Genomic DNA, 26,804 nt, shown 5'->3' with positions numbered 1-26,804 from the left:
AGCGTAATGACGGGGTTGACGCACCCCTAGATTGAAGAACGTCGTGGTTAAAATCGAGTAAACGGCACGGACAAAAAGGCCCTTGCAGAACGTATTCCCGTTAATATTGCCAATATTTATCAAATATAAATCAGAACTCACGCGGATGATCCCGAACCGTGAGTCCCGACATATGACGACAGCGATCGCGTCACAAAACCCTCATGAGTAGTGGCCATCCCGCAGTTTTGTGTGTGCAGTCATTGGCGGCCACACAAAAAAAAGGGAGCCCGAAGGCCCCCTTGCAGTCATGCGATGCGCCGTTTGTTATTTCCGGAAGCACCGTGTGTCATACACACGTAGCTGGAGGACAGCTTCCGGCTTATATCCTGCGCGCATCGTTCACGCCGAAAATCCCTGTCGATTTTCGATCTGCACCATTAGTGGCGACGCTTTTTGCCGCCATCGTTCTTGTTGTCGATGACATCGACGGAAGTCTTGTTGCCGTTGAGAAGGCCATTCAGGATACCGGTCTTGTTGCCGTTCAGAATCCCGTTATTGGACAGGATACCGCTGACACCCAGATCGATGCTTGGCGACACGACGACGAGTGCGCCGCCCTTGTTACTGTTTCCGGACAGGATACCGCCCAGCAGACCACCGGCATTGGCTTGACCAACGGAAGCGACAGTAAGAACAGCGGCTATGCAAGCAAATTTGGCAATCATTTCTCTCTCCTCTTATGTTTGATCACGCCCCATGGCGTAGTCGAACTGTATATTTAGAGGATTCTAATTCAAGCAAAGCCTAATATTACAATAAACAATTAACTTTAATACTGGTGATTTTAATCAAGTTTTACGCGATTGGCGCCGGTCTATTCTCCTGGAATTTCCGTGGAATACACCATGACTTCCGGCCTCGACAATATATCGCCCCTGAAACTTTATTAACCATCCAAATATAAGATATTGCTTAATTAGATACCGGAGATGCAAATGCGGCTGGGAGGATACATCGCGCTTGTTCTTGGGCTTGCCTGCACCTGCGGTGCGCAGGCGGGGGAAAACGCCGATGATCACAATATCACCTATAAAACCGGCATCGGCTACGACACCAATTACTTCGGCGATACCAACCGGCTGAAGGCGATTTCGCTGCGCGCGGGCTTCGGGCTTAACGGAAAGTTCGTGCTTGATGGCACGGAACTGCGTTATTCGCTCGAGCATGAGGAGGTTCGCCTCCCCCGTTACCGTTTTGCCAATGAACACAACACCATTGCCAGCCTGGGGCTGACCAGGCGTCTGTCGGAGCGGCTGGAATGGGCCGTGGAACTGCGTGGCACACGCAGCGATGCCGGCGATATCTTCCTGCATCTGCCGGAAGAAGACATCGGTTACCGGCGACTGGACCACAAGCTGGAGGCATCGACACAGCTCGGCATCCTTGCTCTTGGCGGAAAGAACACGCTAACGGCGGGTTTTGCCAGCCTGATGAAAGGCAGGGCGCGTTTTCGTCCGGCCTATTTCGAGCCCACCCGCCTGGAGGCCAATGAAGCGCTCTTGTCGCTCAAGGCCGAACATGTGCGCCCGCTGGCCGGCGGCGAGGCCGGACTGACAATTGCTTATGACCGCATTGTCGTGCCGGAAAGCCAGCAGGAGAAATACGAGCGTTTTCCGGCCAGCACGTTGCGGGGATCACTTGCCTACGGTTACAAGTTCTCCGAACGCTTCGCCGTTCTGGCCGAAGGGGGCCTGACGACCATTTCCGGCGACGATATCAGCGACAAGGTGAAGCGCACCCGGCCCTATCTCAGGGCCGAAGCCGAGGTGAAGGCTACCGACCGCATCGCCTTCGGTGCTGGCTTCTCCCAGGATTACGCGCTTTTCGACCCTGATGATCCCATTGCCGAGTTCCACCGCCGTTGGCAGTTCGTGGTTAAAAGCAAGCTCACCGACAAGGTGGGGCTGGACCTGGCGCTGCAGCGTGTCCACAAGGACTGGATCTATTACAATTACGACACCAGCGAACGAAGGCTGGTGGCCACACTGTCCTTCGACACCGGCAAGAACAGCAAGCTGGAGGTGGAATTCAACCGCCTTCTGCATGGCGAGCGCGACACCGACCTGTCCTATAGCGGATCGAGCGTCACCTCGCGTTTCACCGGCACCTTCTGAAACATAGGGCAGCCACATCACCAAAGCGCATATCAGGTCGAAATTCGGTCCCAATTTCTGCTAGAATCCAGCTCCGAGATTCGAAGGCAGGACAGACCGGATAATGAACAGACGACTTTTGCTCCTTGCGGCTGGCCTGACCTCCATTCCCGTTGCCGCCGCGGCACATCCGCATATTTTCGCCGAAGCGCGCATGGAAATCGTCGAGGGGCCGAACGGTACCATCCAGGAGGTGCGCAACATCTGGCGTTTCGACGAGATGTTCTCGGCAAGCGTGGTGATGGATTACGACAAGAACGGCGACCTGAAGCTGGACAAGAATGAGCTGGCCGAAATCGGCAACACCGTGCGTGAATCGCTCGGCGAATATTCCTATTACACCTTCATTACCGCCAACGGAAAACAGGTGGATTTCGCAAAGCCCGACACCATTCATGTGGACTACAAGGACAAGCAGATCCTGATGTTCTTTTCCGTCAAGCCAAACACGCCGCTTTCCATCAAGGGCAAGCTCAGCTTCGGCGCGTGGGACCCGACCATGTATACGGCGATCGATTTTGCGAAAGACGGCGATCTGGCGACCGTCGGCAAGGATCTCGCCGCCTGCAAGCACCATGTCGTGCGTCCCGACCCGGACGAGGTGATCTCACAAAACCAGAGTTCGCTCACCGACGCCTTCTTCAACGACCCGACCGGCACCGACATGACCAAACTCTTCGCCACCCGGCTGGAGGTGACATGCTGAGCCGAAACGGGCGCCTTTGCGGACACCTGACCATCGTCGCGATCTGCGTGCTGGCTGTGGCAGGTGCTGCCCATGCGCAATCGCCGCTCGGCATAGGCTCGGCCGAGCCGTCCTTTGCCCCTGGCGGGCCGTTCGCGCCGCTGATGCAATGGATCAACGTGCACCAGCAGATGTTCTACCGGGCGCTGACCGGTGCCCTGAAAGCCATGCGCGAAGACAATTGGGCGATGGCATCGCTGGTTGGCCTCTCCTTTGCATACGGGGTCTTTCATGCCGCCGGTCCTGGCCACGGCAAGGCTGTCATCTCTTCCTATATGATCGCCAATGAAACGCAGCTGAAACGCGGCATTCTCATTTCCTTCATTTCAGCACTCATTCAGGGCGCAATGGCCATCGGCCTCGTTGTCGCAGCCTGGCTCGTGCTGCGCGGCACCTCCATCACCATGACGAAAGCCACGCAGGCAATGGAGATCGCCAGCTTTGCCATGGTGGCGCTGTTCGGCGCCTGGCTTCTGCTACGCAAGCTCTGGTCGCTGCGCATCCGGCGCGTACCGGTTGCAGCCTTCGCGGTTGCGGGGGAAGCAACAGCAGTCAGAACCACGGGCATGGGCACGGGCCTCAGGTTTCAGGGCAAGCCGGTTTTCGCGGACCACGCCCATAGCGGCACAGGTGATCTTTGCGTCTCCTGCGGAAAATCGCACGCGCCCGATCCGCTGCTTCTCAAAGGCAAGAATTTCAGCATGCACGAAGCGTGGTCGGCGATCATCGCAGTTGGCCTGCGGCCATGCTCCGGCGCCATCATCGTCATGAGCTTTGCGCTCTTGAACGGGATTTTTTTCGGCGGCGTGCTTTCCGTGCTTGCCATGTCGCTGGGTACCGCCATCACCGTATCGCTGCTTGCCATCATGGCCGTCTCGGCCAAGGGGCTTGCCGTGCGCTTCGCCGGCCCCGGAAGCCGCAGGGCAGCGGGCATCGGCCACGCGATCGAGATTGCCGGTGCGCTGTTCGTGCTTTTGATGGGCCTTATGCTGCTTGGCGCGTCGCTTCAGTTCTGACTGTCGCGGCGGCGCTGGTAGCGGGCGCGCAGCCAGAACAGCAGGAAAAAGCACAGCACCACCACCGAGCCAAAAGCCGCGGCAAGAAAGGGCGAGTAATCCCCCAGCCACAGCATGATTTTCGGCATCACGTAAAACACCAGCCCAAAACCAAGGATGATTCCAGCGGCGGCAAGGCCCGGCGACCAGTCTTTACGGCCAGAGCCAGCCTTCTTTTCAGGCGTGGTCATGGGCGAGCTCCGCGCGGATATCCTCAAGCTTGCGCTTCTGCGCGCCATCGGCCGTAAAATTCTCCGGCGAAAGCCAGATTTCAAACGCCTTGCCAATCAACGGCCATTCGCCGTCGATCATGGAAAACCACGCCGTATCGCGGTTGGCACCCTTGGAGATCATGTGCTGGCGGAACACACCCTCGAAGGTGAAGCCGTAACGCTTCGCCGTGATCTTGGAGGGTTCGTTTTGATTGTGGCATTTCCACTCGTAGCGGCGGTAACCCAGATCCTCGAAAACGTGTTTCGCCATCAGATAATGCGCTTCGGTCGAAAGCGGCGAGCGCTTCATCCTGGCGCCATGGGCAACCGAACCGACCTCGACTACGCCATTGGCGGGATCGGGCCGCATGTAGCTTGCCATTCCGACGACGTCACCGGTGGCATTTTCAACGAAAACCAATGTCACCCAGTTGAGTTTATCACCCGCGTTGACAAGCCAGTCACCAAAGGCTGCAGCATCGGCAAAGCCGCTTTGCGGGAAATATTTGAGAAGCGCATTGACCCCCTCACCACCAAGCGCAGTCCAGAGCCTTGCAAGATGCCTGTCGCGATCAAACGTTTCCGCCGTCACATAACGGCCCTTCAGCGTCACCGGCTGCGGCGCCGGACATCCCTTAAAATCACTCAGATCGCGCATTCTCTTCCCCATTGTCTGGGAGAAGGATTAGGCCAAGCGGGGCTGGATGACAACAGTGCATATACGGCAGGGGGGCGTGGTTCACCCCCCTCTTCTAACCTCAAACCTTCGCCGCCACCACCGTCGACTCGATATGATCGACCAGCGCATCGGGCAATCCCAACCGCCCGGCAAGCAGATCGAGATAACCGCGCTCCGCCCGCGTATCGGCCTCTATGGCAAGACGCGAGGCGGTGTAGATTTCCACCTTCTGCTCCTCTGTGCGGGCAGCAGCCACCAGTGCGTCGATATCCAGCGGATCGGCCAGTTCCTTTTCGAGGAACCGCTCGGCTTCCGTGTCGAGGCCGGACACCTGCACCTTATCCATGATGTTGGCGCGCTCTTTTTCGTCGATATGGCCGTCTGCCTTGGCAGCGGCAATCATTGCCTGGATGAGTTTCAGCGCAAAATCGTTGGAAAGGGCGGGGGACTGCGGATGGAAGGCGGAATCGGCGGGCGGGGCGAGAAGCTCCGGCTCGGGTTTTGGAGCTACTTCAGGTGCCTGCCCGGATTTATAATTCTTGTAGGCGAGATAACCGAGACCGGCGATGGCCGCGACGCCGCCGATGGTGGCGACATTGCCGGCGAGCTTGCGGCCGGTCTTGGTGCCCAGAATGGCGGCGGCAAGCGCACCGGCCTTCATCGGATTGTTCTTGGCGATATCGGCGGCCTGCCCGGCTCTGTCACGGACGCTTCCCGAAAGGCCCGGCACCTGTGAGCCGAGGAATTGTTCAAGAAGCTTCTTGGCGTCGAACATCAAAATCTCCTGTGAGGGTAAAGTCTACACGGGAAGATAGGGAGCCATGGCACGAATACAAATGACAAACCCGCTCACGCCTTCGTGAACGGGCTTGAAGAAGTGGCAGATCAGCCGCGCAGTGCTGCGGCTTCGGCAGCGAGCCTGGTGATGCCGGCCCAGTCAGCCGTTGCCACCAGTTCGCGCGGAGCAACCCAGGAACCGCCGACACAGACGACGTTCGGCAGGGAAAGATAGTCATTGGCATTCTTCAGCGAGACGCTGCCGGTCGGGCAGAACACCGTGCCGGCGAGCGGCGAGGACAGTGCCTTGAGGTATGGCGCGCCACCGGCCTGTTCCGCCGGGAAGAACTTCAGCACCTTGTAGCCTTCGTCGCGCAGCGCCATGACTTCGCTTGCCGTGGCGGCCCCTGGAAGCAGCGGCACGTTGGAGGCGCGCGCAGCTTCCAGCACGCTTTTGTTGATGCCGGGGCTGACGATGAAGGTTGAACCGGCTTCGGCGGCCGCCTCGAAATCTTTGGCGTTGAGGATGGTGCCAGCGCCGACATGGGCGCCCTCCACTTCCGCCGCAACCGCACGGATGGCATCGAGTGCCGCCGGCGTGCGCATGGTGATCTCGATTGCCTTCAGGCCACCTGCGACCAGAGCGCGCGCGAGCGGCACGGCGGAAGCGGCATCATCCACGATCAGCACCGGCACGACTGGCTGCAGCTTGAGGATGGAGAGCAGTTTTTCGGAGTCCTGGGCCAAGATAAGCCTCCCTTGCGCGATTGAAACGATTGAAATCCGGTTTATCGATTAGCCTGCCCCGGCCTTGATGTCGAGGCATGGCAAGACCATTTTTATCCAGATACTTCAATCTATTCGCTTCTTTATGACGTCTTCATGCGATAATCTGGCGCACCGGTTTACGGAGACAGCATGGCCAAGGAAATCGAGCGGAAGTTTCTGGTTGCAGGCGATGAATGGCGTAATGAAGTGACGCATAGCATGGCTTTCCGGCAGGCATATGTCGCCTCGCTGGAAAATCGTTCGGTCCGGGTCAGGATCGTCAACGGGCTTGACGCGACACTGACCATCAAGATCGGCGCGAGTTCGCTCGTCCGCGATGAATATGAATATTCCATTCCACTGAATGACGCGGAAGAATTGATGGCCAGCGCCCCCGGCGTGGTGATCGAGAAGATGCGCCACACGGTTGATCACGGTGGATTCACTTGGGAAGTCGATGTTTTCGAGGGTAAATACAAGGGGCTGATCGTGGCGGAGGTAGAGATGGACGACGAGAACGCCAACCCCGATCTGCCCTCCTGGCTTGGCAAGGAGGTAACGGGCGACCGTCGCTTCTCCAACCAGTCGCTCGCCATGGACTGTCCCCACGGAGACTTGGCGGATGCCCTTCAGGATTGACCCGAACAAACCGTTCGACGATGAAATCCGCCGCGCGGGACTGGAACTCATCGAAGAGGCGATAACCAGCCTTCGCGACCAGCCTTCCGGGCGCGATGAGGCGGTGAACGATGCCCGCAAGCGGTTCAAGCGGCTGCGCGCCCTCTACCGCCTCATCGCCAGGGCAGCACCCGATTTCAGCAAAGAGGAAAACGCCCGCTTTCGCGACATCGCCCGCTCGCTCGCTTTTGCGCGGGAAGCGACGGCGCTGGTGGAGACGGTGGAGTATCTCGAGACTTTCGCGGCCTCCACGACGCAAGGAAAGGCGCTGCGATCGATCGCGACAGTCCTGCGCAAGCGCCGTGACCACGCCATCGAACATGAGGCAGGTCTCGACGAGGCCATTGCGGCCGCCATCGCCGGCTGCGAGGAAGCACGCAAGAGGCTGAAGGCAGTGTCGCTGCCGGACGAGCTTAAAGATGTGACAAGGCTGGTGAAAACCGGGTGGGCGAAGCAGAGGAAGAGGGCGCGTAAAGCACTTGCCGACTGCCATGAGCAGGCCGACGTCGAACATTTCCACGAATTGCGCAAGGCGGGCCAGGCCTACTGGATGCATCTCGGCCTTCTGCGCCGCCTCTGGCCATCGGCCATGCGCGCCAAGCGGGCCGACACCAAGCGGCTGGTCGACATCCTTGGCCACGAGCACGATCTTTCGGTCCTTGCAGCCTTTGCGGACCGGGAACCGGAGCGTTTCGGCAATGGCGAGCGACTGGCTCTGCTTCTCGATGCAATCATTCAGAGGCAGCAGGCGCTGCGCGGAGATGGCCTTGAGCTGGCAAACGAAGTCTTCTCCGAATCCGCCAGAACCGAAAGCCGCATCGTCGGCCTTTTATGGCGGCAGGCGGCGAAGTAGACCGGAAAGCCCGAAGAGACTGAGAATTTGACGATTTTCAAAATACCGGCAGCGGCGGATAAATATTGATTTGCGGCCGCCGCCGCTGTATTTCAGCGCCCATGACCGACACCACCATTCTCCCCCGCCCGGAAGCCGCCCCTCACCCCACTGGCGATTTTCTCGTGGCTGCGCTTTATCATTTCGCCCGCCTGCCGCGGTTTGAAAGCCTGCGCGACGAGCTGTTTCAGCTTTGCCGGGAAAACGGCGTCAAGGGCACGCTGCTTCTGGCGGCGGAAGGCATCAATGGCACCATTGCCGGGCCGGATGCGGGTGTGCGCACCATACTTGCCTTCCTGCGTGCGCAGCCGGAATTTACGGCGCTGGAACATAAGGAAAGCCGGGCATCGAACATGCCCTTCGTGCGCATGAAGGTGAAGCTCAAGAAAGAGATCGTCACCATGGGCGTGCCGGATATCGATCCCAACCGCATTGTCGGCACCTATGTCGATCCGCGCGACTGGAACTCGCTGATCTCCGACCCGGACACCATCGTCATCGACACCCGCAACGACTACGAGACCGCGATCGGTCTCTTCAAGGGCGCGGTGGACCCGAAGACCAAGACCTTCCGCGAGTTTCCCGACTGGGTAAAGAACAATCCCGGCCTGCACAACAAGCCGAAGATCGCCATGTATTGTACCGGCGGCATCCGCTGCGAAAAGGCGACCGCCTTCATGAAGGAACAGGGGTTCGATGAGGTCTATCACCTCAAGGGTGGCATCCTGAAATATCTGGAAGAGGTGCCGGAAGAAGAGAGCCTGTGGGAAGGCGCCTGCTTCGTGTTTGACGAGCGCGTCTCCGTCGTCCACGGTCTTGCCGAAGGCGATCACAAGCTCTGCCACGCCTGCCGCAACCCGATCACATCGCAGGTGCGCCAATCCCCGTTGTTCGAGGAAGGTGTGTCCTGCCCGAGCTGTTACGACGACCGGACAGAAGAGGACCGCCAGAGGTTCCGCGACCGGCAGCAGCAGATCGAACTGGCAAAGAAGCGCGGCGAGCGCCATCTGGGGCGCTAAAGCGGATCGGCGGCCAGCCACGGCACGTCTTCACGGTGGGAAAGCTCTTACGCGATTAACCACTTGATCGCCCTGGGCCCCGGATGATGTCCGGGGTGACGGAGTGTGGATCACCCTTTTGCCCCTGCCCGAAGCGCAAACAGCGGCGCCGTCTGCTCCTCCAGCATGGCGGTAATCTCTTCAGCGGCGACGGGTTTTGAGAACAGGTAGCCCTGCAATTCGTCACAGCCACACAGATGCAGGATAGCCGCCTGTTCTTCGGTCTCGACGCCCTCCGCCGTGACCGGAATATCGAGAGATTTCGCAAGCGCCACGGTTGCCTGCAACATTTCCAGCGACCGCCCGCCCTGTTCCAGGGCCATGACCAGCGACCGGTCGATCTTCATGCGGTCGAAACCGAAGCGGCGCAGATATCCGACGCTGGCGAAACCGGCTCCGAAATCGTCGAGCGCTATATGCAGGCCAAGCTGTTTCAGCTTGTCGATTGCCGCACTTGCCCGCTCCGGATTCTGAATGAAATAGCCCTCGGTCATTTCCAGCCGCAGCCTTGCGGTTGGCGTCTGCGTGGCGGCGAGAATATCCGCCACGTTGCCGGAAAAGGCCGGATTGCGGAACTGAACGGGTGAAATATTCACCGAGAGCTTGATGGAGGGCCATTGACCCGCCGTCTCGCAGGCCTTGCGCAGCACCAGAAGGCCGAGCCGTTCGATAAGGCCACTGGTTTCGGCAGCGGCGATGAAGATATCCGGCGGCACGAAGCCGTATCCCGGCCTTTGCCAGCGGGCAAGCGCCTCCACCCCGGTGATACTGCGCGTGGCGGCATTGACGACCGGCTGGTAGACCACCGATATCTCGTCATTCAGGATGGCATAACGCAGATCGGCCTCAAGCTGCAGCTTTTCCTCGCGCAACGCATCCATTTTCAGCTCGTAGGCGACGTAACGCCCACGCCCGTTTTCCTTGGCCTGATACATGGCCATGTCGGCGCGGCGCAGCAGTTCCTCACCGTTGATATCACCGGCTCTGGAGACGGACGTGCCGATGCTGCAACCGATGCTCGCCACCCGCTCGCCGATGCTGAACGGCTCGGTGAACAGTTCGAGCAGCGCCTGGCAGAGCTTGCGGCCTTCCGACCACACGTCGTTGCCCTGAATGGCGATGGCGAATTCGTCGCCGCCGAGCCGCGCGAGCACGGCATCTTCCGGCACAAGCACCCTGAGCGCCGCCGCAACGCCCTTGATCAGCCGATCGCCGGCAGCGTGACCGTAGGAATCGTTGATCTCCTTGAAACCATCAAGATCGAGGTAAAGCAGCTTGATATCGGTCTTGTCGTGGCGGGCCTTGCCCACCATGCGGTTCAGCTTGGAAAACAGCCCGGCGCGGTTGCTGAGCCCGCTCAGACGATCGCGCAGCGCCTCTTCCCTCGCCGCCGCTTCGTCAGCCTTCAGCCGGTCGAGCGTCGCCGAACCGATGATGAGAAGTACGAGAAAGAACGTTCCGGCAATGCCGAGTGCCGTGAAGACGACCGGCCGGGCCTCATGGAAGCTCACGTCCCCCGGCAGCTGGGAGCGCCAGACGAGCCGCGCCAGCACATCGCCAAGCGGATTGACGACATCCACATGGTTGGTCGCCGGTCCGTCGCCATATTGCAGTTGCAGACCATCGATGACGTAGTTGCGGGCCAGCTTGTCCACCGTCGCCTGTTTGAGATGACGGGCGAAAATCAGATATCGCCGCTCGGAGCCAACCGGAGGCAAGACCCCGGATTTGAGCCGCACCAGCGCGACACCCGTAGCCGCGACGCCGTCGCGGGTTTTCACGAAACCGGTGACCTGCGACGCGATGCCGGGACGCATGGAGCGAACCCGTTCGATCATCTCCTTGAGGCCTTCTGCAAAATAGTCATGGGGCTTCCAGGCAACCGGCTTGCCGTTCTGGTAGGCCATGCGGACCTTGCCGTCTTCGTCGAGGACGACGGCGGTATCGAAAAGATCGCTGTTGACCGTCATCTCGCCATAATTGCTCGCCACCCAGTCGAACCTGTCGGGGGCGTAGACATAGTCGGCGGCATCGTCCCAGGCGGCGTAGTCGTTCAGCGTCGCGCCAAGCTGGTCGCGGAAGGTGACAAGGGCGCCCGCCGTTGTCTCGCGCGAGCGGGCATTGTCGAGCGAGTTCGCCCTTTCCCTGACCTGGCTCAGAGCAGACAAGACCAGCGCGGTGACAATGAGAAGCACCAGCGCAAATGTGGACAATACGACGCCGACGGCGGTTCTACGCCCGACCGGCAAATATTCCCCAATGTTTCGCGGCGCAATCCGCATAAAATCCCCTTCGAAAGCATCATCTTGCGAAGGAAACATTCAAAAGCCGTTAAGTTGGATTGTGGCGACGCCACAAAAAACAACGGGTATAAAACGACAGTACGGGTGAAAAAGAGAAAAATTCTCCCTACAATGGTGGGGGATTTTCATAAAAACCGCGGATGCGTTCGCCCCGCAAACAAAAAACCTCCCCCGCGAACGGGAGAGGCTGCAACTTCAATCGTGTCAGGCCGGATTACCAGGACGGAATGACCGTGCCGTTGAACTTCTCGAGAATAAAAGCCTTCACTTCCGGGCTGTGGTACGATTCCACCAGCGTCTTCACCCACGGCTTGTCCTTGTCCTGCGCACGAACGGCGATGACGTTTGCGTAAGGGGACTTTTCGCTTTCGATGGCAATGGCGTCCTTCTTGGGGTTCAGGCCTGCTGCGGTCGCATAATTGGTGTTGATGACCGACGCGTCGGTGTCATCCAGCGAGCGCGGCAACTGGGCAGCGTCAAGTTCGACGATCTGGATGTTCTTCGGGTTTTCGGTGATGTCGGCAGGCGTTACCTTCAGACCGGCTTCTTCCTTGACCTTGAGCACACCCTTGGAAGCGAGAACGAGAAGCGCACGGCCGCCATTGGTCGGGTCGTTCGGAATACCGACCGTCGCGCCGTCCTTCAGCTCGTCAAGGCTCTTCACCTTCTTCGAATAAACGCCCATCGGCGTGGTGATGGTGGTGCCGACGCTGACGAGATCGAACTTGCGGTCAGCGATCTGGTTGTCGAGGTAAGGCTGGTGCTGGAAGGAATTGGCCTGAAGCTCACCGTCTGCCAGCGCCTGGTTCGGCACGACGTAGTCGGAGAACTCGACGATATCGATGTCCAGTCCCTTGGCGGCGGCGATTTTCTTGACCTGTTCCATGATCTGCGCGTGCTCGGCAGGTGTAACACCAATCTTGATGGTTTCGGCCAGCGCCTGACCGGCGGTAAAGAGAGCGGCGAGCGAAGCCGCGAGGATGATTTTCTTCATGGATGTCTCCTTGGGTTTGTTGTTCTTGAACGGTTTTATCAGTTCTTGCGGGTGCGCTTGTCGAAGCTGCGGGCAAGCCGGTCGCCGGCGCTCTGCACGAGCTGCACGAGCACGATCAGCACCAGCACCACGACCAGCATCACGTCAGGCATGAAGCGCTGGTAGCCGTAGCGAATGCCGAGATCACCCAACCCGCCGCCGCCGACAGCACCGACCATGGCCGAATAACCGATGAGGCTGACGAGCGTGAGGGTAAGCGCCAGCGTGATGCCCGGCTTTGCTTCCGCAAGCAGGACCTTGGTGACGATCTGCAAGGGTGTGGCGCCCATGGCGCGGGCCGCTTCGATCAGGCCCTTGTCGACCTCGCGGATCGCCGCTTCCACCAGCCGCGCGATGAAAGGCACGGTGGCAACCGTCAGCGGCACGATGGCCGCACTGGTGCCGATGGAAGTGCCGGCGACCAGCCGCGTGAAAGGAATGATCGCCACCACCAGAATGATGAAGGGCGTGGAGCGCGCCGCATTGACGACAAGGCCGAGGATGCGGTTCGTCATCGGCGCGGGGAAGAGTTCGCCTCTGCCGCTGGTGGCAAGGAAAACGCCCATCGGCACGCCGATGATGGATCCGACGATGCCGGCGACCGCGACCATGTGCAGCGTTTGCAGAAGACCCTTCGACAGAAGGTTGAAAAGCATATCAGGCGACATAACCCAGCACCTCCGTGTGAAGACCGGTCTCAGTATAAAAGCGGCCGGCGCGGGCGGTGATTTCCGCCGTGGCCGGATAGGACACAACCAGCGAGCCGAAGGGTTCGCCGGAAATTTCCTCGATGGTGCCGGCAAGGATGTTCACGTCAGGACCTATTTCCGCAACAAGACGCGCGGTCAGCGGCTGGAATGCCGTTTCGCCGAAGAACACCAGACGCACGAGAACGCGGTCACCTTCCGCCGCTTCCGGCTTCAACCCTGATGTAACCCAGTGCGGCAGCTTAACCCCGACCGAGGACGACAGCAGGCTGCGGGTCGTCTCGTGTTTCGGCGCGGTGAAAATATCGAAGGTGCGCCCCTCCTCCACTATCAGGCCCCTGTCGATGACGGCGACCTGCGAGGCGATGGTCTTCACCACCTCCATCTCGTGGGTGATGAGCAGCACTGTCAGCCCAAGTTCGGCATTGATGCGCTTCAAGAGTTCAAGGATGGACTGGGTCGTCTCCGGATCGAGCGCGGACGTCGCCTCGTCCGACAACAGCAGCTTGGGTTGCGTCGCAAGCGCGCGGGCGATGCCGACACGCTGCTTCTGCCCACCCGACAGTTCCGCCGGATAACGCTTCGCCTTGTCGGAAAGGCCGACGAGTTCGAGCAGCGGCGTTACCCGCGTTTCGATCTCTTTTTTACCGAGACCGGCAATTTCTAGCGGCAGCGCCACATTGTCGAAAGCGGTGCGCGACGACAGGAGATTGAAGTGCTGGAAGATCATGCCAACGGAACGGCGAAGGGTCCTCAGACTCTTCTCATCAAGGGCGGCAACATCGACGCCGTCGACGACCACCCGGCCGGACGACGGTTTTTCAAGGCCGTTGGCGAGGCGGATGAGGGTGGATTTGCCGGCACCAGAGCGGCCGATGATGCCGGTGATGGAACCCTTCGGCACGACATAGTCAATGCCGGCGAGGGCTGCGAAGCCCGGCTTGCCATCGCTGCCGCCAAAGGTCTTGGTCACGCCTTCAAACGTGACCATCGCGTCCTTGGCAGTCTGCGGTGCGCGCGCGAGCGATGTCGCGTTGGATGAAAAACTCATTGGGAACTCTGCGAAAAATCTTGACGGATCGGGTCTCAAAAAATCCTGTTGCGGTGCTGAACCGCTCTCTTCATGCAGCCTTCCGGCACATTCGATGACAGCTGATTTTCCGGGTCATTTCGTCAGGCTTTCACTCAGAAATGCCGGGGATCGGCAATTCGATGGCGCATACTTGCCCGCAGGCGCCATCTTTTAACAGGGATGATTTTTCAATTATCTGAAATCAGAGAAAAAATCTACCGCGCCGTCTATGCGGCCCTGCGGCAGTCAAGACTTCGCGAGTGCGTGGAAATCAGACGCGGCTGACGAATTCCTCAAGCGGGCGGCGGACCTTCTTCAGGTTCACCAGCCAGTCGCCTTCCGGCTCGCGGTATCCGAGCGGCAGGATGGTGACGGAGCGCAGGCCCTTTTCACGCAGGCCGAGGATTTCATCCAGCTTGGCCGGATCGAAACCTTCCATCGGTGTGGAATCCACACCCTCGAAAGCAGCCTGCGCCACCGCCATGCCGAAACCAATATAGGCCTGACGGGCTGCGTGTTCGAAATTCACCTGCTCATCACGCTGCGGATAGGAGGAGAGAAGCTTCTGACGATACGCTTCCCAGCCCTCGTTCTTGACGCCACGCTCTTCGTTGACCAGATCGAACATATGGTTGATCCGTTCTTGCGTGTAGTTATCCCACGCCGCAAACACCAGAAGATGCGAACCTTCAGTCACCTGCGCCTGGTTCCAGGCGATCTCGCGGATCTTTGCGCGCACTTCCGGATCGGTAACGACGATGACTTCGAACGGCTGCAACCCGCTGGAAGTGGGCGCCAGCCGGGCGGCTTCGACGATGCGCTCGACCTTGTCTTCCGCAACAGTCTTGGAAGGATCCATTTTCTTGGTGGCATAACGCCAGTTGAGTTTTTCGATAAGCATGTTCGTTTTCCCTGGGAGGACCAGCCCGCACCGCTCCGGATGAGGCAGCAGCAGGCGCTACGTCTGCGTAGCCTGCCTGACATAGGAGACAGGATGGCAGGCGCAAGCAGGCACCGCCGGGTAACTGGCAAAAAAGTTTGGAAAACTGATAGTAAGGTGGAAGAACTTTATTGGGGAGAGCGATCGTGTACTTTCCTGGTGAGGGAATACGGCAGGTAAAGTTCACATACGAGCCAGCCTCTCCACCCTCATTCCTGTGCTTGCCACAGGAATCTGGCCGACACGCGTCTGCGTGGCGGAAATACTCATCCCAGCCCAAGGACTTGGGCTGGCTGGATCCCTGTGACAAGCACAGGGATGAGGGAGAAAGCCTCACCCCTTCATCACACCGTGGTTCCCCTTCGGAAAACCCGATGCCAGCGCGCTGTACCATTTGCCGCTGTTCTTCAACGTACGAACCTGCGTTTCGTAATCCACGTGCACGAGGCCAAAGCGCATGCGGTACCCTTCCGCCCATTCGAAATTGTCCATCAGGCTCCAGGCGAAGTAACCCCGCATGGGGTAACCGTCCTTCACCAGATCAGCAACGATACCAAGATGTTCGGCGTAATAGTCAAGACGGGGTTGATCATCCACCTCGCCGTTTTCGACGCCCATATTGTAGCAGGCGCCATTTTCGGTGATGTAGCAATCGGGCAGCTCGTAGCGCTCGTAGAGCGTCTCCACCAGGGAATGCAGCGCCGGCGCATAGACTTCCCAGCCGATATCGGTTTTGACATCGCTGACGGCCGGGGCTGGTTTGGTGGCAGGGAATTCCGCACCTTCGGTGGCATCGTCGGCAACGCGCATCGGTGTATAATAATTCAGGCCCCACCAGTCGAGCTTCTGGCTGATGATGGACAGGTCTTCCGCCTCCACCACCGGCATGCGACTGCCCAGGGCTTCCATCATTTCGGCCGGATATTCGCCCTTGAAGACCGGATCGAAAAACGCGCCGTTGTGGAACTGGAATGCCCGTTCAGCTGCCTTCAGGTCGGCGTCGCTATTGGAGGCCGGGATGACGGAATGGGCGTTCAGCACCAGTCCGACCGGCACCTTGGGCGCAACATGGCGGGACGCCTCGACGCCGAAACCATGGGCAAGGTTGATGTGGTGCATGGCCGCAAGGGCTGCTTCCATGTTGCGCTCGCCCGGCGCATGAATGCCATAGAGATGGCTGAGCCAAACCGCACACCAGGGTTCATTGAAGGTCGCCACCGCATCCAGCCGGTCGCCCAGCCGTGCCATGACGGTCTTGGCGTAACGCTGGAAGGCATGGGCGGTGGAACGCGAGGCCCAGCCGCCGTCGCCCATTAGTGTCAGCGGCAGGTCCCAATGGTAAAGCGTCGCATAGGTCTTTATGCCGCGCGCCTTGCAGCCATCGACGAGGCGGTCGTAGAAATCCAGCCCCTTCTCGTTGATCGGACCGAAGCCATCGGGAATGATGCGCGGCCAGGCAATGGAGAAACGATAGGCCTCGACACCCATTTCCTTGATGAGATCGAGATCATCCTCCCAGCGATTATAGTGATCGCAGGCAACGTCGCCATTGTGGCGCCCGAAGACATGGCCCGGCATGTTGCAGAAGGCATCCCAGATGGATGGCTTGCGGCCGTCAACCTTGGTGGCACCCTCGATCTGGAACGAGGCGGTCGCCACGCCGAACAGGAAATCGCCGGGGAACCGGGCTGCAAGCGCTTTGTGATCGGTCATCGGATAGGCCCTTTCGTCATCCATCGAGCGTCAAAAGATGGAGAGCGGTTTAGACCAAGTCAGCAATGAGGTACAGCCGCAGGCACGCAAAATCTGCAACGTTTCAGCAGCGCGGTTAAGATATCCAAAGCGCTTTAGTTACACGAAAGTCGCCGCAACGGTTTCCCGGCGGCGGGAGAAACGACAGCCCGGCAAATGCGGATGGGAGTTGAGTGTGGTGGAAAGTCTTGCATCTGCCGGGCCGCGCCTCGTTTGACCGGAATGCCGGTCCATCGGTGACAGCCTTTTCACGACACCTACCGGATCGGCCCTTCCCGCTGCTGGCAATTGCAGGACGCCTTTCCGGAACGCGGTTTGCCAGAACCACGCTTGTCGATGCCGGCAGCCGGTCCGCGGAAGGCGCCGCGCGTATCGCCCTTCCGTTCCGGTTGCAGGGGAATGATGCAGCGAAATGGACGGGTGGGGACATGCGGGGGAAAGGTTTTGCGGTAAGTGACTGGAAAGAAAGGAGGGGTGGCGCGGAAATGTTCTCGCCTTTGGCAGCAGACGGCGAGCATGCCCCCTAATCCGGCTATCGCAACCTTCTTAGTCTCACTTTATGGAATGTTATCTGCAGCATCGGGCCCGGAGACCGCACGGGGGCCGTACACCGCAGATACGACGTCATCCTCGGGCGTGTCGCGAGGATGACGGAGGAGAGGTTTTGCGGCTTTAACCAGCCTCTAGACGGGGGATGCTCCCCCGTCCTTTGTTTATGAACGTACCAGCCCGTCAAACGTAACGATTGACGACGTTCTCCAGATATTCCTGACGACCGGACTTCGGCTCGGGGTTGATATCCTGACGCTCGACCAGCGCTGCGATTTCTTCGAGCTTCAGCTCGCCGCGCAACATCTTCTGGGCTTCAGGTGCGTCCCACTTCGCGTAACGCTCCGAAAGCGGCTTCGACAGCGCGCCGTCCTCGATCATCTTCGCCGCCGCCTTCAGACCGCGGGCGCAGCAATCCATGCCGCCGATATGGCCGATCAGCAGGTCCTGCGGATCGAGCGACTGGCGACGCAGCTTGGAATCGAAGTTGGTGCCGCCATTGGTGAAGCCGCCGCCGGCCAGCACGTGGTAATAGGCCAGCGCCATTTCAGGTACGTTGTTGGGGAACTGGTCGGTATCCCAGCCAGACTGGTAATCGTTGCGGTTCATGTCGATGGAGCCGAAAATGCCGAAGGCATTGGCCATGGCCAGTTCGTGTTCGAAGGAATGGCCGGCGAGGATGGCGTGACCCTGCTCGATATTGACCTTCACTTCCTTTTCGAGACCGTTCTTCTGCAGGAACGCATAAACGGTTGCGACGTCGTAGTCGTACTGGTGCTTGGTCGGCTCCTGCGGCTTTGGCTCTATCAGGATCGTGCCTTCGAAACCGATCTTGTATTTGTATTCCACAACCAGATTGAGGAAGCGGCCGAGCTGGTCCAGCTCGCGCGAAAGATCGGTGTTAAGCAGCGTTTCGTAACCTTCACGACCGCCCCATAGCACGTAATTGGCGCCGCCGAGCTTCTTGGTGGCATCCATGCAGGTCTTCACCGTCGCAGCCGAGAATGCGAAGACATCCGGGTCCGGATTGGTCGCGGCGCCCGACATGAAGCGGCGGTTGGAGAACAGGTTCGCCGTGCCCCACAGAAGCTTCACGCCGGTATCAGCCTGCTTCTGCGCGAAGTAGTCGACGATCTCGTTGAGGTTCCTGGTGTTTTCGGCAAAGTTCCTGCCTTCCGGACGCACATCGGCGTCGTGGAAGCAATAAAACGGCGAACCGAGCAGCGAGAAGAATTCAAAGGCGACATCGGCCTTCAGCTTGGCGGCCTGCATGGTGTCTTCAAACCACGGACGCTGGAACGTTTGCCCACCGAATGGGTCGCCGCCCGGCCAGGTGAAGGTGTGCCAGTAAGCCACGGCAAAGCGCAGGTGATCTTCCATACGCTTTCCGGCAACGATCTCGTCGGGGTTGTAGTGGCGGAAGGCGAGCGGGTTGGTGCTGTCGGGGCCTTCATATTTAATCTTGGCGATATCGCCGAAGAAGCCTGTGCTCATTGGATGGTTCCTCCTCTGGGGTGGGTTTAGGTGGTGTTCAAAAATTCGAGGTCTGCGCGGGCCGCTTACCCCCCTCTGTCCTGCCGGACATCTCCCCCACAAGGAGGGAGATCAGCAAGTTGCGCTCAACCGCTTCGATCGCGACCTCACAGGAGGACGTGACCTAGCCGCTTGTCGATCTCCCCCATTGTGGGGGAGATGCACGGCAGGGCAGAGAGGGGTGAACGGCGCACGCAAAACCTCAATGCGAAAGCGGCCGAATGGCGGGATAAAGCGCGTGATACCGCTGGTAAGCCTCCTCATAAGCATCGCCAAGCGCCACCACCGGCTCGATCGTCCGCGCCGTTTCCGGCTGCGTGCAGACTGCAACCGGATCTGCACCTGTTGCAGCGATGAGACCGAGGCGGGCGGCGCCGAAAGCGGCGCCGAAATCGCCCTCGGCCGGAATATCCACGGGCACACCGAGCGAAGTCGCGATCGAGGCCAGCCAATAGGCCGAGCGCGAACCGCCGCCGATGGCGGTGACGCGGGAAATGGAGGTGCCGGCCGACTTCAGCGCTTCGAGATTGTCACGGATGGCGAAAGTCACGCCTTCCAGCACGGCCTGCGTCAGCGCCCTGCGGTCACTTTCATGCGAAAGGCCAATGAAAGAGCCGCGAATGGCGGCATCGTTATGCGGCGTGCGCTCGCCGGAAAGATAGGGTGCGAAAGTGACGCCACTCGGCGCCAGAAGCTCATCGCCCAGTTCACCCGTCAGTTCGGCTGCGGACTTGCCGGTGAGGCGCGAATACCAGTTGAGTGCATCGGTAGCGGACAGGATGACGCCCATCTGGTGCCATGTGTTGGGAAGCGCGTGGCAGAACGCGTGTACGGCGCTTTCCGGCTTCGGCAGATAGGAGGCGTTGGCGGCAAACAACACGCCGGAAGTGCCGAGCGAAACGAACGCGTGGCCCTCTTTCACCGTGCCCATGCCGCAGGCGGAAGCGGCATTGTCACCCGCACCGCCGGCCACCACGGCCTTGCCCGCAATGCCCCATTGCGAGGCGAGCTCGGCACGCAGCACACCTGCCTCCTCGGTGCCTTCGACCAGCGACGGCATGTGTTTTTCTTCAAGGCCGGTCGCCGCCAGAAGATCGGCAGACCATTTGCGCGCACCGGTATCCAGCCACGATGTGCCGGCGGAATCCGACATTTCCGAGATATATTCACCCGTCAGCCACAGTCGCAGGTAATCCTTCGGCAGCAGTACCTTGGCCACCTTCGCGAAGATTTCAGGTTCGTTCTTCGCCACCCAGGCCAGTTTCGGTGCGGTAAAGCCGGGGAATACGATGTTGCCGGTGATCTTGCGGAAGCGCGGATCGGCATCGAGTTCGGCAGCCTCGGCATAGGAGCGCGTGTCGTTCCACAGAATGCACGGCCGCAGCACATTGCCGCTCGCGTCAATCAGCGTCGCGCCATGCATCTGGCCGGAAAGGCCGATACCTTTCACGGCAGCGAGTTCCTTCGCAAACTTCTGCTTCAGACCTTCGACTGCGGTTTTCGTGGCGGCAATCCAGTCCGCCGGGTCCTGTTCCGACCAGCCGTGATGCGGGCGCGAGACCTCCAGCGAGCCGTTGGCCGAGCCGACGATCTTCTGATCGCCGTCCATCAGCAGGGCTTTGACACCGGATGTTCCAAGATCGAGACCGAGATACATGTAATTCTCCATTCCGGCGCTCCTTGCGCCACTTCAGCGGTTTTAAGGGTCACCGCATTTCCGGACGGAAAACCGGCGGCCACTTTTCCTGGAAATGCTCTCCTCAGGGCAGATTGTCCCTGAGGAATATGTCGATACGGATACGCTCCTGCGCGGCGATGACAGCGAGACCATCCGCGCGCGCTTTCAACACGCGAATGGCGCTGCGCACCTCATGCCCTGCATCCTGGTTGAGCACGGCATCGAGCACGCCTTCCCGCAGCGCATTGGCCGTGTTTTCGGTGAGCTCATGGGCGATGACGGATGGCGACCTTTCGCCCGATGACGCCCTGAGCGCCCGGATGAGGCCGCGATTACCGGCGCCGAGACTGTAGATGCCGGACAGCGCGTCGCTCGCAAGCGCCTTGGCGACCAGCGCCTCGACGGTGACGGGATCGTCCCGGCCTTCGAGGACCGGCAATAGTCGCAGGTCCGGAAATTCGCTTTCGATGACGGAGCGGAAGCCGTCTAGGCGTTCGCGATGGTCGCGCACCAGCATCGAGCCGGCAACGACCGCAATATCGCCGCCGCGCCCGGACAGGAAGCGCCCCATGAGGCTAGCCGCCGTGCGCCCGGCCGCAACGTTGTCGACGCCGGCATAATGGTCGCGGCGCGAACCGGAGAGATCGGAAACCAGCGTGACGGTGGCGATGCCATCTTCGGCCAGCCGGTCTGCGGCTTCGGCAACATCCTCAGAATCGGTGGCGACGAAGGCGACGCCCGACGGCTTTTCCCGCCGCGCGACTTCCAGCGCCTCCGTCAGTGCCGCGGCATTGAAGGGCGGCACCTCGATAACGCGGATCGCCGTGCGCTCCAGATGGGCGCGGGCGGCTGCGGCACGAACTTCGGCTCGCAGCGTCGCCATGAAGGAATTGTCGTTGCCGGGAAGGATGAAGACCAGTGAATAATTGCGACCCTTGGCCAAATTGGCGGCGGCGATATCGCGCACATAACCAAGCTCGGCAATCGCCGCCTCTACCCGCGCTCGAGTAGCGGCGTGAACGCCGGGGCGCATGTTCAGCACCCGGTCGATGGTGGCAAGGCTGACACCCGCCCGCTCGGCGATATCGTGAACTGTCGGCTTCATGTTTCCTCCCGTGCCATTTGAATATCCAGCTTTGCCGCCGTCGTAAACCGAAAAATGATGTACGTACCTCACATTTTCAGCAAGATGATGATTTCGCTTTATTTCAATCTCTGAACTGCGGGTACGCGCCTTTGCCCGGCGTCATCCCTCGGCTTTTCCCAAGGATTTAGGCACGTCAATAAAATCAACAGGCTGCAGATCATCGGAGCTGACCAACAACTTTCGTCATTTTAGCCTTGGATCAAGGACTTGGGCTTACTGGATACCGGCTCAAGGACGGCATGACGGAAAAGTATCGCAAACCAGACAAAAAAGGGGCCGTCATTTCCGACGGCCCCAGCTCTGCGGTGGATGGGAGGGGATTTTGTTCAGTGCGCCGCGTCTGGTGGCGGCGCTGCCTTGGGTTTCTGGATCAGCACGGTCATGAAGATCAGGCTGCCGAACAGCAGCGTCAGCGCGAAGAACACATCCGCAAAGGCGAGTATCCACGCCTGCTGCGAGACCATGCCGACCAGCTTCTTGATCGCGACGGAAGCACCGTCCAGCCCGTAAGAATCATAGTTCGCGCCGACATTGTTCAGCCACTCCAGCGCCTGTGGATTGGAATAGCTGACATGTTCCGCCAGCCGCACATAATGATCGTCGGTGCGCTGCGACAGCAGGGTGTTGATGACGGCAAGGCCAACCGCGCCGCCGAGGTTGCGGGTGAGGTTGAACAGGCCCGAGGCATTGCGGATGCGCGCGGGCGGAAGCGTGCCGAGCGCGATGTTGTTGATCGGCACCATGCACATCATCAGTCCGAAACCGCGCAGGATCTGCGGGATCAGCAGCTCGTAGAAATCCCAGTCGGTGGTCACATGCGTCATGATCCACGTGCCGCAACCGAAGCTGATGAAGCCGATGGCCATCATGATGCGCGGATCGAGCTTGGTGGACACCTTGCCGGCAATCGGCGCGGTGAAGAACATGGCAAGACCGGAAACGAACATGGTCTCGCCGATCATCAGCGCATCATAACCGCGCACGCGACCGAGATAGAGCGGGTAGAGATAGGTCAGCCCGTAAAGCCCTATGCCCATCACGAAGGAAAACAGCGAGCCGATGGAGAAATTTCGGTCCGCAAAGGCGCGGATGTCCACAACGGGGAAGTCCACCTTGAAGGCACGCCAGAAGAACACCACCGCACCGATGACCATGGCCACCGAACCGATGACGATATGCTCGTCGTTGAACCAGTCCTTGTTGTTCCCCTCTTCCAGCACGTATTCCAGAGAGCCGAGGAAGACGGCCATGGAGATCAGCCCCCACCAGTCGAACTTCTTCCAGAGCGAGGTTTCAGGCTTGTCGAAATCGATCAGGCTCCATGTCAGGATGGTGACGATGATGCCGGGAATGATGTTGACGAGGAACAGCCAGTGCCAGGAGAAGGCATTGGAAAGATAACCGCCGACCGTGGGACCGATGGTGGGCGCAAGCGTGGCGACGAGACCGATGATCGGCGAGACGACCGAACGCTTGGAGGGCGGGAAAATGGTGAAGGCGGCCGCAAAGACCGACGGGATCATGCCGCCGCCGATAAAGCCCTGGATCGCCCGGTAGACGATCATCTGGTCGATATTGGTTGCGGTGGCGCAGAGCGCGCTCGACAGGGTGAAGCCGGCGGCGCAGGTGGCAAACAGCACGCGCGTGGACAGGATGCGCGCCAGCGTGCCCGACAGAGGGATCATGATGACTTCTGCGATCAGATAGGATGTCTGCACCCAGGCGATCTCGTCGGAGCCCGCCCCGAGACCTGCCTGGATTTCCGCAAGCGAGGCGGAGACGATCTGAATATCGAGAATGGACATGAACATGCCGAAGACCATCGCGAAGAACGCGATGAGCCTGCGCTTGTCCATGGGTGGATCGACGGGGACAGATACCCCGCCTGTGCCGACAACCGTAGCCGCCATGATCTTGCCCTCAACGACGCCCTGGTTGGCCTATGGGTTAACGTGCGCCGTTTTCGTGTTTTCCGGCGCCGTGCGGGTATCCACATCAACGACGACGCTCAGGCCCGCACGCAGATTGTGCTTGGCGAGATCTTCCTTTGAGAAGACGATACGCACCGGTACGCGCTGGATGACCTTGGTGAAGTTACCCGTGGCGTTTTCCGGCGGCAGCATCGAGAAGACCGAACCGGAACCGGGCGAGATCGACTGGACCGTGCCCTCAATGGTCTCGTCGTCGAAAGCATCCACATGGACGCGGACCTTCGAACCGGGCACCACGCGGGCCAGCTGCGTTTCCTTGAAATTGGCGTCGATATAAAGCTCGTTCAACGGCACCAGCGAAGCAAGGCGCTTGCCGACCGAAACGAGATCGCCCGTCTGCACCGCCAGATTGCCTATAACGCCGTCATAAGGCGCTTTCAGCACGGTGAAGGCCAGATCGCGGGCCGCCTTGTCCTTGGAAAGTTGCAGCGAACGGATGGTGCTTTCGGCTTCCTCGCGCTGGGCGCGAAGAAGCTCGACATTGGCTTTCGCGGACGAGATCGCCGCCTCGCCGGCTACGACATTCGCCCTGGCCTGATCGAGCGCGACCTGCGCGCTGTCGGAAGCGGCAACGGTGCCGACATCTTTCGCCTGCAATTCGGTGGCGCGCTTCTGGGTGATTTCCGCGCCGCGAAGGGCCGCATCCAGAGCGCCCTTCTGGGCAACGGCCTGTTCCTGCGCTGCCTCGCCGCCGATGATCTGCGCATCGATGCGCTTCAGCGACAGTTCCTCGGTGCGGATCTGCGCGTCGGCCTGTTCAAGCGCGATGCGATAGTCGCCGTCATCCAGAGTGACCAGCGGATCACCCGCCTTGACTTCCTGGTTTTCGACAACGTTCACCTTGGCGATGTAACCCGAAACCTTGGGCGCGATGACCGCGATATCACCCTGAATGTAGGCGTCATCCGTCGAAACCATGAAGCGACCGTCGATCCACCAATTATAACCGTACCAGCCAGCGCCAGCGAGAAGGGCGATCGCAAAGATCGGCAGAAGCGGCGAACGCTTCTTCTTCTTAGGTGCGGCAATTGTCTGTGGCGGCTGTTGCGGCGGGGCCTCCACCGGCTTTGCCGGAGAGGTCTCAGCCTTGGCGGAAACGTCCGCCTCTTCCGCATCGTTGACGGCGCGAACCGCGCTATTCTTCTGGGCCGACATGAGATTGTACCGTGATAAATTGAAGAAAGTTTTTCGAACTGAACCGTTCGGTTCGATTGACATAATCCCTTTCCTGACACATATCAAGCGTAATCGAACTGATTGGTTCGACGTTCGGTTAATTTTTTTTACGCCATTGCAGTGCTAGGAACCGGTAACGATGGCAGGTAAAGACATGGATATGGAGACGGAAACCGAAACGGGCTGTCCGGGAAACCCCGCCGGGCGTTTTGCTGCGGGCGAAGACCCGGCCAAGCGTGAGCAGATTGTTGCCGGCGCCTGGCGCGTGTTCAAGCGCAAGGGCTTCGATGCCGCCAGCATGAACGACATCACGCGGGAAGCCGGCGTTTCCAAGGGAACGATCTATGTCTATTTCTCCAACAAGGAAGACCTGTTCGCCGCCCTTGTCGATCATCACCGGCAGGAATTCGCGACCTCCATGCGCAACATTCTGGCCGGCACCGAAGAGGTGCGCGACGGCCTGAAACAGTTCGGCAAGGCCTTCGCCAACAAGATGATCTGCTCCGAAATGATACCGGCCATGCGCTCGGTGATCGGCGTCATCGACCGCATGCCGAAGCTGGCGCAGCGTTTCTTCATCGCAGCACCCAACAACGTGCGCACCGTTCTTCAGGATTTCATCGAGCATCAGGTCTCGCTCGGCCATCTCAAGGTCGATGACGTCGAACTTGCCGCCCGGCAATATATCGAGCTTTCCACGGGAACTTTCTTCAAGCTGCGCCTGTTCGGAGAACTCGAAGGTCCGGTTCCCGAAGAGGAGCTGGACAGGGTGATCGACAGCGCCATCATGGTGTTCATGGCGGCTTACGGAACCGACAAGGCCTGAAATCATTCAGCAACGGGCGACCGGACCGGCAACGGCACGGGGCCTGATACGCGGTTTGCGCGAAATTTCGATGAAATCTTGCCTATCACAGGCGCGGTCTCCTTGTTTCTCGCGTATTGCGCTATAAATTCCACGAACCGAATGTTTCGGGTGGCCTTGTTGCTGAAAGGAAAAATTCCCTGATGGAGTCCGTTCTCCCTCTTCTGTCCGACCCCGCTGCCTGGGTGGCGCTGGTCACCCTGATCGTCATGGAGGTCGTGCTTGGCATCGACAACCTGATCTTCATCTCGATCCTCACCAACAAGCTTCCGCCTGAACAGCGCGAAAAAGCCCGCAAGATCGGCATCGGGCTTGCCTTAATCATGCGCCTCGGCCTTCTCGGCACTGTGGCCTGGATCGTGCAGCTCACCACGCCGGTCTTCGAAATCTTCGGCCACGCCTTCTCGTGGAAGGACATGATCCTCATCGCCGGCGGTCTCTTCCTGATGTGGAAGGCTACCAAGGAAATCCACCACAATGTCGATCCTGAAGATCACAAGGAAGACATGGTGGGCGGCCCGGTTGCAATGAATTTCGGCGCCGCCATCGGCCAGATCCTGCTGCTCGACCTCGTGTTCTCTGTGGACAGCATCATCACCGCCGTTGGCATGACACCGCATCTGCCGATCATGATCGTGGCCGTGATCTTTGCCGTTGCGGTGATGCTGCTCGCCGCAACGCCGCTCGCCAACTTCATCGAGCGCAACCCCACCATCGTCATGCTGGCACTCGCCTTCCTGATGATGATCGGCACCACTCTGATCGCCGAAGGCATGGGCTTCCATGTTCCCAAGGGCTACGTCTATGCCGCCATGGCGTTTTCAGCGCTGGTGGAACTGCTCAACATGCTGGCGCGTAACGCCAGACAGCGCAAGAAAGCACAGGCGGCCAAACCGCACTGATTGCCCCGACCCGTCAGCCCGACTTGATCCGGCATCCCTTCAGCCCAAGCCCTTGGGCTGAACACTTCCCGCCGCGCCGACGCGCGGCGGCTGGATT

Annotated in this window: 24 protein-coding genes; 8 read left to right on the top strand and 16 right to left on the bottom strand. The window is 59.6% G+C overall.

Annotation, left to right across the window (positions count from 1 at the left end):
* Window positions 1-419 precede the first annotated feature (419 nt).
* Window positions 420-707 carry a hypothetical protein gene (locus AC1DCP_RS13285; protein ID WP_004430950.1) on the bottom strand — a complete coding sequence of 96 codons (288 nt, stop codon included), beginning with the start codon at window positions 705-707 and terminating at the stop codon, window positions 420-422.
* A 270-nt stretch (window positions 708-977) separates the two neighbouring features.
* Here AC1DCP_RS13285 and AC1DCP_RS13280 point away from each other — a divergent pair, with 270 nt between their 5' ends.
* The 3 genes from AC1DCP_RS13280 (at window position 978) to AC1DCP_RS13270 (ending at window position 3,956) form a co-directional block, all read left to right on the top strand.
* Window positions 978-2,156, top strand: a complete 1,179-nt coding sequence (locus AC1DCP_RS13280; RefSeq protein WP_065688489.1) for a hypothetical protein — start codon at window positions 978-980, stop codon at window positions 2,154-2,156.
* A gap of 103 nt (window positions 2,157-2,259) precedes the next feature.
* The gene (locus AC1DCP_RS13275; RefSeq protein ID WP_004430943.1) at window positions 2,260-2,901 is read left to right on the top strand and encodes a DUF1007 family protein; all 642 of its coding nucleotides are present in this window, start codon (window positions 2,260-2,262) and stop codon (window positions 2,899-2,901) included.
* Window positions 2,895-3,956 carry a nickel/cobalt transporter gene (locus tag AC1DCP_RS13270; protein WP_476774313.1) on the top strand — a complete coding sequence of 354 codons (1,062 nt, stop codon included), beginning with the start codon at window positions 2,895-2,897 and terminating at the stop codon, window positions 3,954-3,956. The genes AC1DCP_RS13275 and AC1DCP_RS13270 overlap by 7 nt, the downstream gene beginning before the upstream one ends.
* On the opposite strand, the gene AC1DCP_RS13265 is transcribed toward AC1DCP_RS13270, so the two are convergent.
* From AC1DCP_RS13265 to AC1DCP_RS13250, 4 genes are all read right to left on the bottom strand, one after another.
* A complete protein-coding gene (locus tag AC1DCP_RS13265) occupies window positions 3,947-4,186 on the bottom strand; it encodes a hypothetical protein (protein ID WP_003516247.1) in 240 nt (79 codons plus the stop codon). The genes AC1DCP_RS13270 and AC1DCP_RS13265 overlap by 10 nt on opposite strands.
* The gene (locus AC1DCP_RS13260; RefSeq protein ID WP_019566970.1) at window positions 4,173-4,865 is read right to left on the bottom strand and encodes a GNAT family N-acetyltransferase; all 693 of its coding nucleotides are present in this window, start codon (window positions 4,863-4,865) and stop codon (window positions 4,173-4,175) included. The genes AC1DCP_RS13265 and AC1DCP_RS13260 overlap by 14 nt, the downstream gene beginning before the upstream one ends.
* 100 nt (window positions 4,866-4,965) lie before the next feature.
* Window positions 4,966-5,661 carry a tellurite resistance TerB family protein gene (locus AC1DCP_RS13255; RefSeq protein WP_003516244.1) on the bottom strand — a complete coding sequence of 232 codons (696 nt, stop codon included), beginning with the start codon at window positions 5,659-5,661 and terminating at the stop codon, window positions 4,966-4,968.
* 110 nt (window positions 5,662-5,771) lie between these two features.
* On the bottom strand, window positions 5,772-6,410 hold the full coding sequence (locus tag AC1DCP_RS13250) for a 2-dehydro-3-deoxy-phosphogluconate aldolase (protein WP_003516242.1): 639 nt from the start codon (window positions 6,408-6,410) through the stop codon (window positions 5,772-5,774).
* Window positions 6,411-6,581: 171 nt separating this feature from the next.
* On the opposite strand from AC1DCP_RS13250, the gene AC1DCP_RS13245 reads away from it, so the two are divergent.
* The 3 genes from AC1DCP_RS13245 to trhO all read left to right on the top strand — a co-directional run bounded on the left by AC1DCP_RS13245 (window position 6,582) and on the right by trhO (window position 9,020).
* Window positions 6,582-7,070, top strand: coding sequence for a CYTH domain-containing protein (locus AC1DCP_RS13245; RefSeq protein WP_025595043.1), 489 nt, complete (start codon window positions 6,582-6,584; stop codon window positions 7,068-7,070).
* On the top strand, window positions 7,054-7,962 hold the full coding sequence (locus AC1DCP_RS13240) for a CHAD domain-containing protein (protein WP_476774312.1): 909 nt from the start codon (window positions 7,054-7,056) through the stop codon (window positions 7,960-7,962). Before AC1DCP_RS13245 ends, AC1DCP_RS13240 begins: the two co-directional genes overlap by 17 nt.
* Window positions 7,963-8,063: 101 nt before the next feature.
* Complete coding sequence (trhO, locus tag AC1DCP_RS13235; RefSeq protein WP_149916179.1) at window positions 8,064-9,020, top strand: oxygen-dependent tRNA uridine(34) hydroxylase TrhO; 957 nt, start codon at window positions 8,064-8,066, stop codon at window positions 9,018-9,020.
* Between the two features lie 110 nt (window positions 9,021-9,130).
* Here the strand turns inward: trhO and AC1DCP_RS13230 are convergent, their stop codons facing one another.
* The 11 genes from AC1DCP_RS13230 to AC1DCP_RS13180 all read right to left on the bottom strand — a co-directional run bounded on the left by AC1DCP_RS13230 (window position 9,131) and on the right by AC1DCP_RS13180 (window position 24,919).
* Window positions 9,131-11,380 carry a bifunctional diguanylate cyclase/phosphodiesterase gene (locus AC1DCP_RS13230; protein ID WP_003516234.1) on the bottom strand — a complete coding sequence of 750 codons (2,250 nt, stop codon included), beginning with the start codon at window positions 11,378-11,380 and terminating at the stop codon, window positions 9,131-9,133.
* Window positions 11,381-11,576: 196 nt separating this feature from the next.
* Window positions 11,577-12,356 (bottom strand): MetQ/NlpA family ABC transporter substrate-binding protein, encoded by a 780-nt coding sequence (locus AC1DCP_RS13225; RefSeq protein WP_003516232.1) that lies wholly within the window; start codon window positions 12,354-12,356, stop codon window positions 11,577-11,579.
* Between the two features lie 38 nt (window positions 12,357-12,394).
* Window positions 12,395-13,063 (bottom strand): methionine ABC transporter permease, encoded by a 669-nt coding sequence (locus AC1DCP_RS13220; RefSeq protein WP_333704653.1) that lies wholly within the window; start codon window positions 13,061-13,063, stop codon window positions 12,395-12,397.
* Window positions 13,053-14,153 carry a methionine ABC transporter ATP-binding protein gene (locus tag AC1DCP_RS13215; protein ID WP_013762329.1) on the bottom strand — a complete coding sequence of 367 codons (1,101 nt, stop codon included), beginning with the start codon at window positions 14,151-14,153 and terminating at the stop codon, window positions 13,053-13,055. The genes AC1DCP_RS13220 and AC1DCP_RS13215 overlap by 11 nt, the downstream gene beginning before the upstream one ends.
* Before the next feature lie 292 nt (window positions 14,154-14,445).
* Window positions 14,446-15,075 carry an NAD(P)H-dependent oxidoreductase gene (locus AC1DCP_RS13210; protein ID WP_003516226.1) on the bottom strand — a complete coding sequence of 210 codons (630 nt, stop codon included), beginning with the start codon at window positions 15,073-15,075 and terminating at the stop codon, window positions 14,446-14,448.
* Window positions 15,076-15,447: 372 nt separating this feature from the next.
* A complete protein-coding gene (locus AC1DCP_RS13205) occupies window positions 15,448-16,827 on the bottom strand; it encodes a GH1 family beta-glucosidase (protein ID WP_025595048.1) in 1,380 nt (459 codons plus the stop codon).
* Between the two features lie 771 nt (window positions 16,828-17,598).
* Window positions 17,599-18,909, bottom strand: a complete 1,311-nt coding sequence (gene xylA, locus AC1DCP_RS13200) for a xylose isomerase (protein ID WP_003516221.1) — start codon at window positions 18,907-18,909, stop codon at window positions 17,599-17,601.
* A gap of 241 nt (window positions 18,910-19,150) precedes the next feature.
* Window positions 19,151-20,605, bottom strand: coding sequence for a xylulokinase (xylB, locus tag AC1DCP_RS13195; protein ID WP_111842248.1), 1,455 nt, complete (start codon window positions 20,603-20,605; stop codon window positions 19,151-19,153).
* Between the two features lie 103 nt (window positions 20,606-20,708).
* A complete protein-coding gene (locus tag AC1DCP_RS13190) occupies window positions 20,709-21,731 on the bottom strand; it encodes a LacI family DNA-binding transcriptional regulator (RefSeq protein ID WP_025595052.1) in 1,023 nt (340 codons plus the stop codon).
* 368 nt (window positions 21,732-22,099) lie between these two features.
* Window positions 22,100-23,683 (bottom strand): DHA2 family efflux MFS transporter permease subunit, encoded by a 1,584-nt coding sequence (locus AC1DCP_RS13185; RefSeq protein ID WP_333704650.1) that lies wholly within the window; start codon window positions 23,681-23,683, stop codon window positions 22,100-22,102.
* A 30-nt stretch (window positions 23,684-23,713) separates the two neighbouring features.
* A complete protein-coding gene (locus AC1DCP_RS13180) occupies window positions 23,714-24,919 on the bottom strand; it encodes an HlyD family secretion protein (RefSeq protein ID WP_019566960.1) in 1,206 nt (401 codons plus the stop codon).
* 160 nt (window positions 24,920-25,079) lie between these two features.
* On the opposite strand from AC1DCP_RS13180, the gene AC1DCP_RS13175 reads away from it, so the two are divergent.
* The gene (locus AC1DCP_RS13175) at window positions 25,080-25,766 is read left to right on the top strand and encodes a TetR/AcrR family transcriptional regulator (protein WP_333704649.1); all 687 of its coding nucleotides are present in this window, start codon (window positions 25,080-25,082) and stop codon (window positions 25,764-25,766) included.
* Window positions 25,767-25,948: 182 nt separating this feature from the next.
* Complete coding sequence (locus AC1DCP_RS13170) at window positions 25,949-26,707, top strand: TerC family protein (protein ID WP_003516210.1); 759 nt, start codon at window positions 25,949-25,951, stop codon at window positions 26,705-26,707.
* Window positions 26,708-26,804 lie beyond the last annotated feature (97 nt).

Source organism: Agrobacterium sp. 10T429, assembly GCF_056393925.1.
Note: the sequence above shows the minus strand (reverse complement) of the source record. Positions and strands in the feature narration are given on the sequence as shown.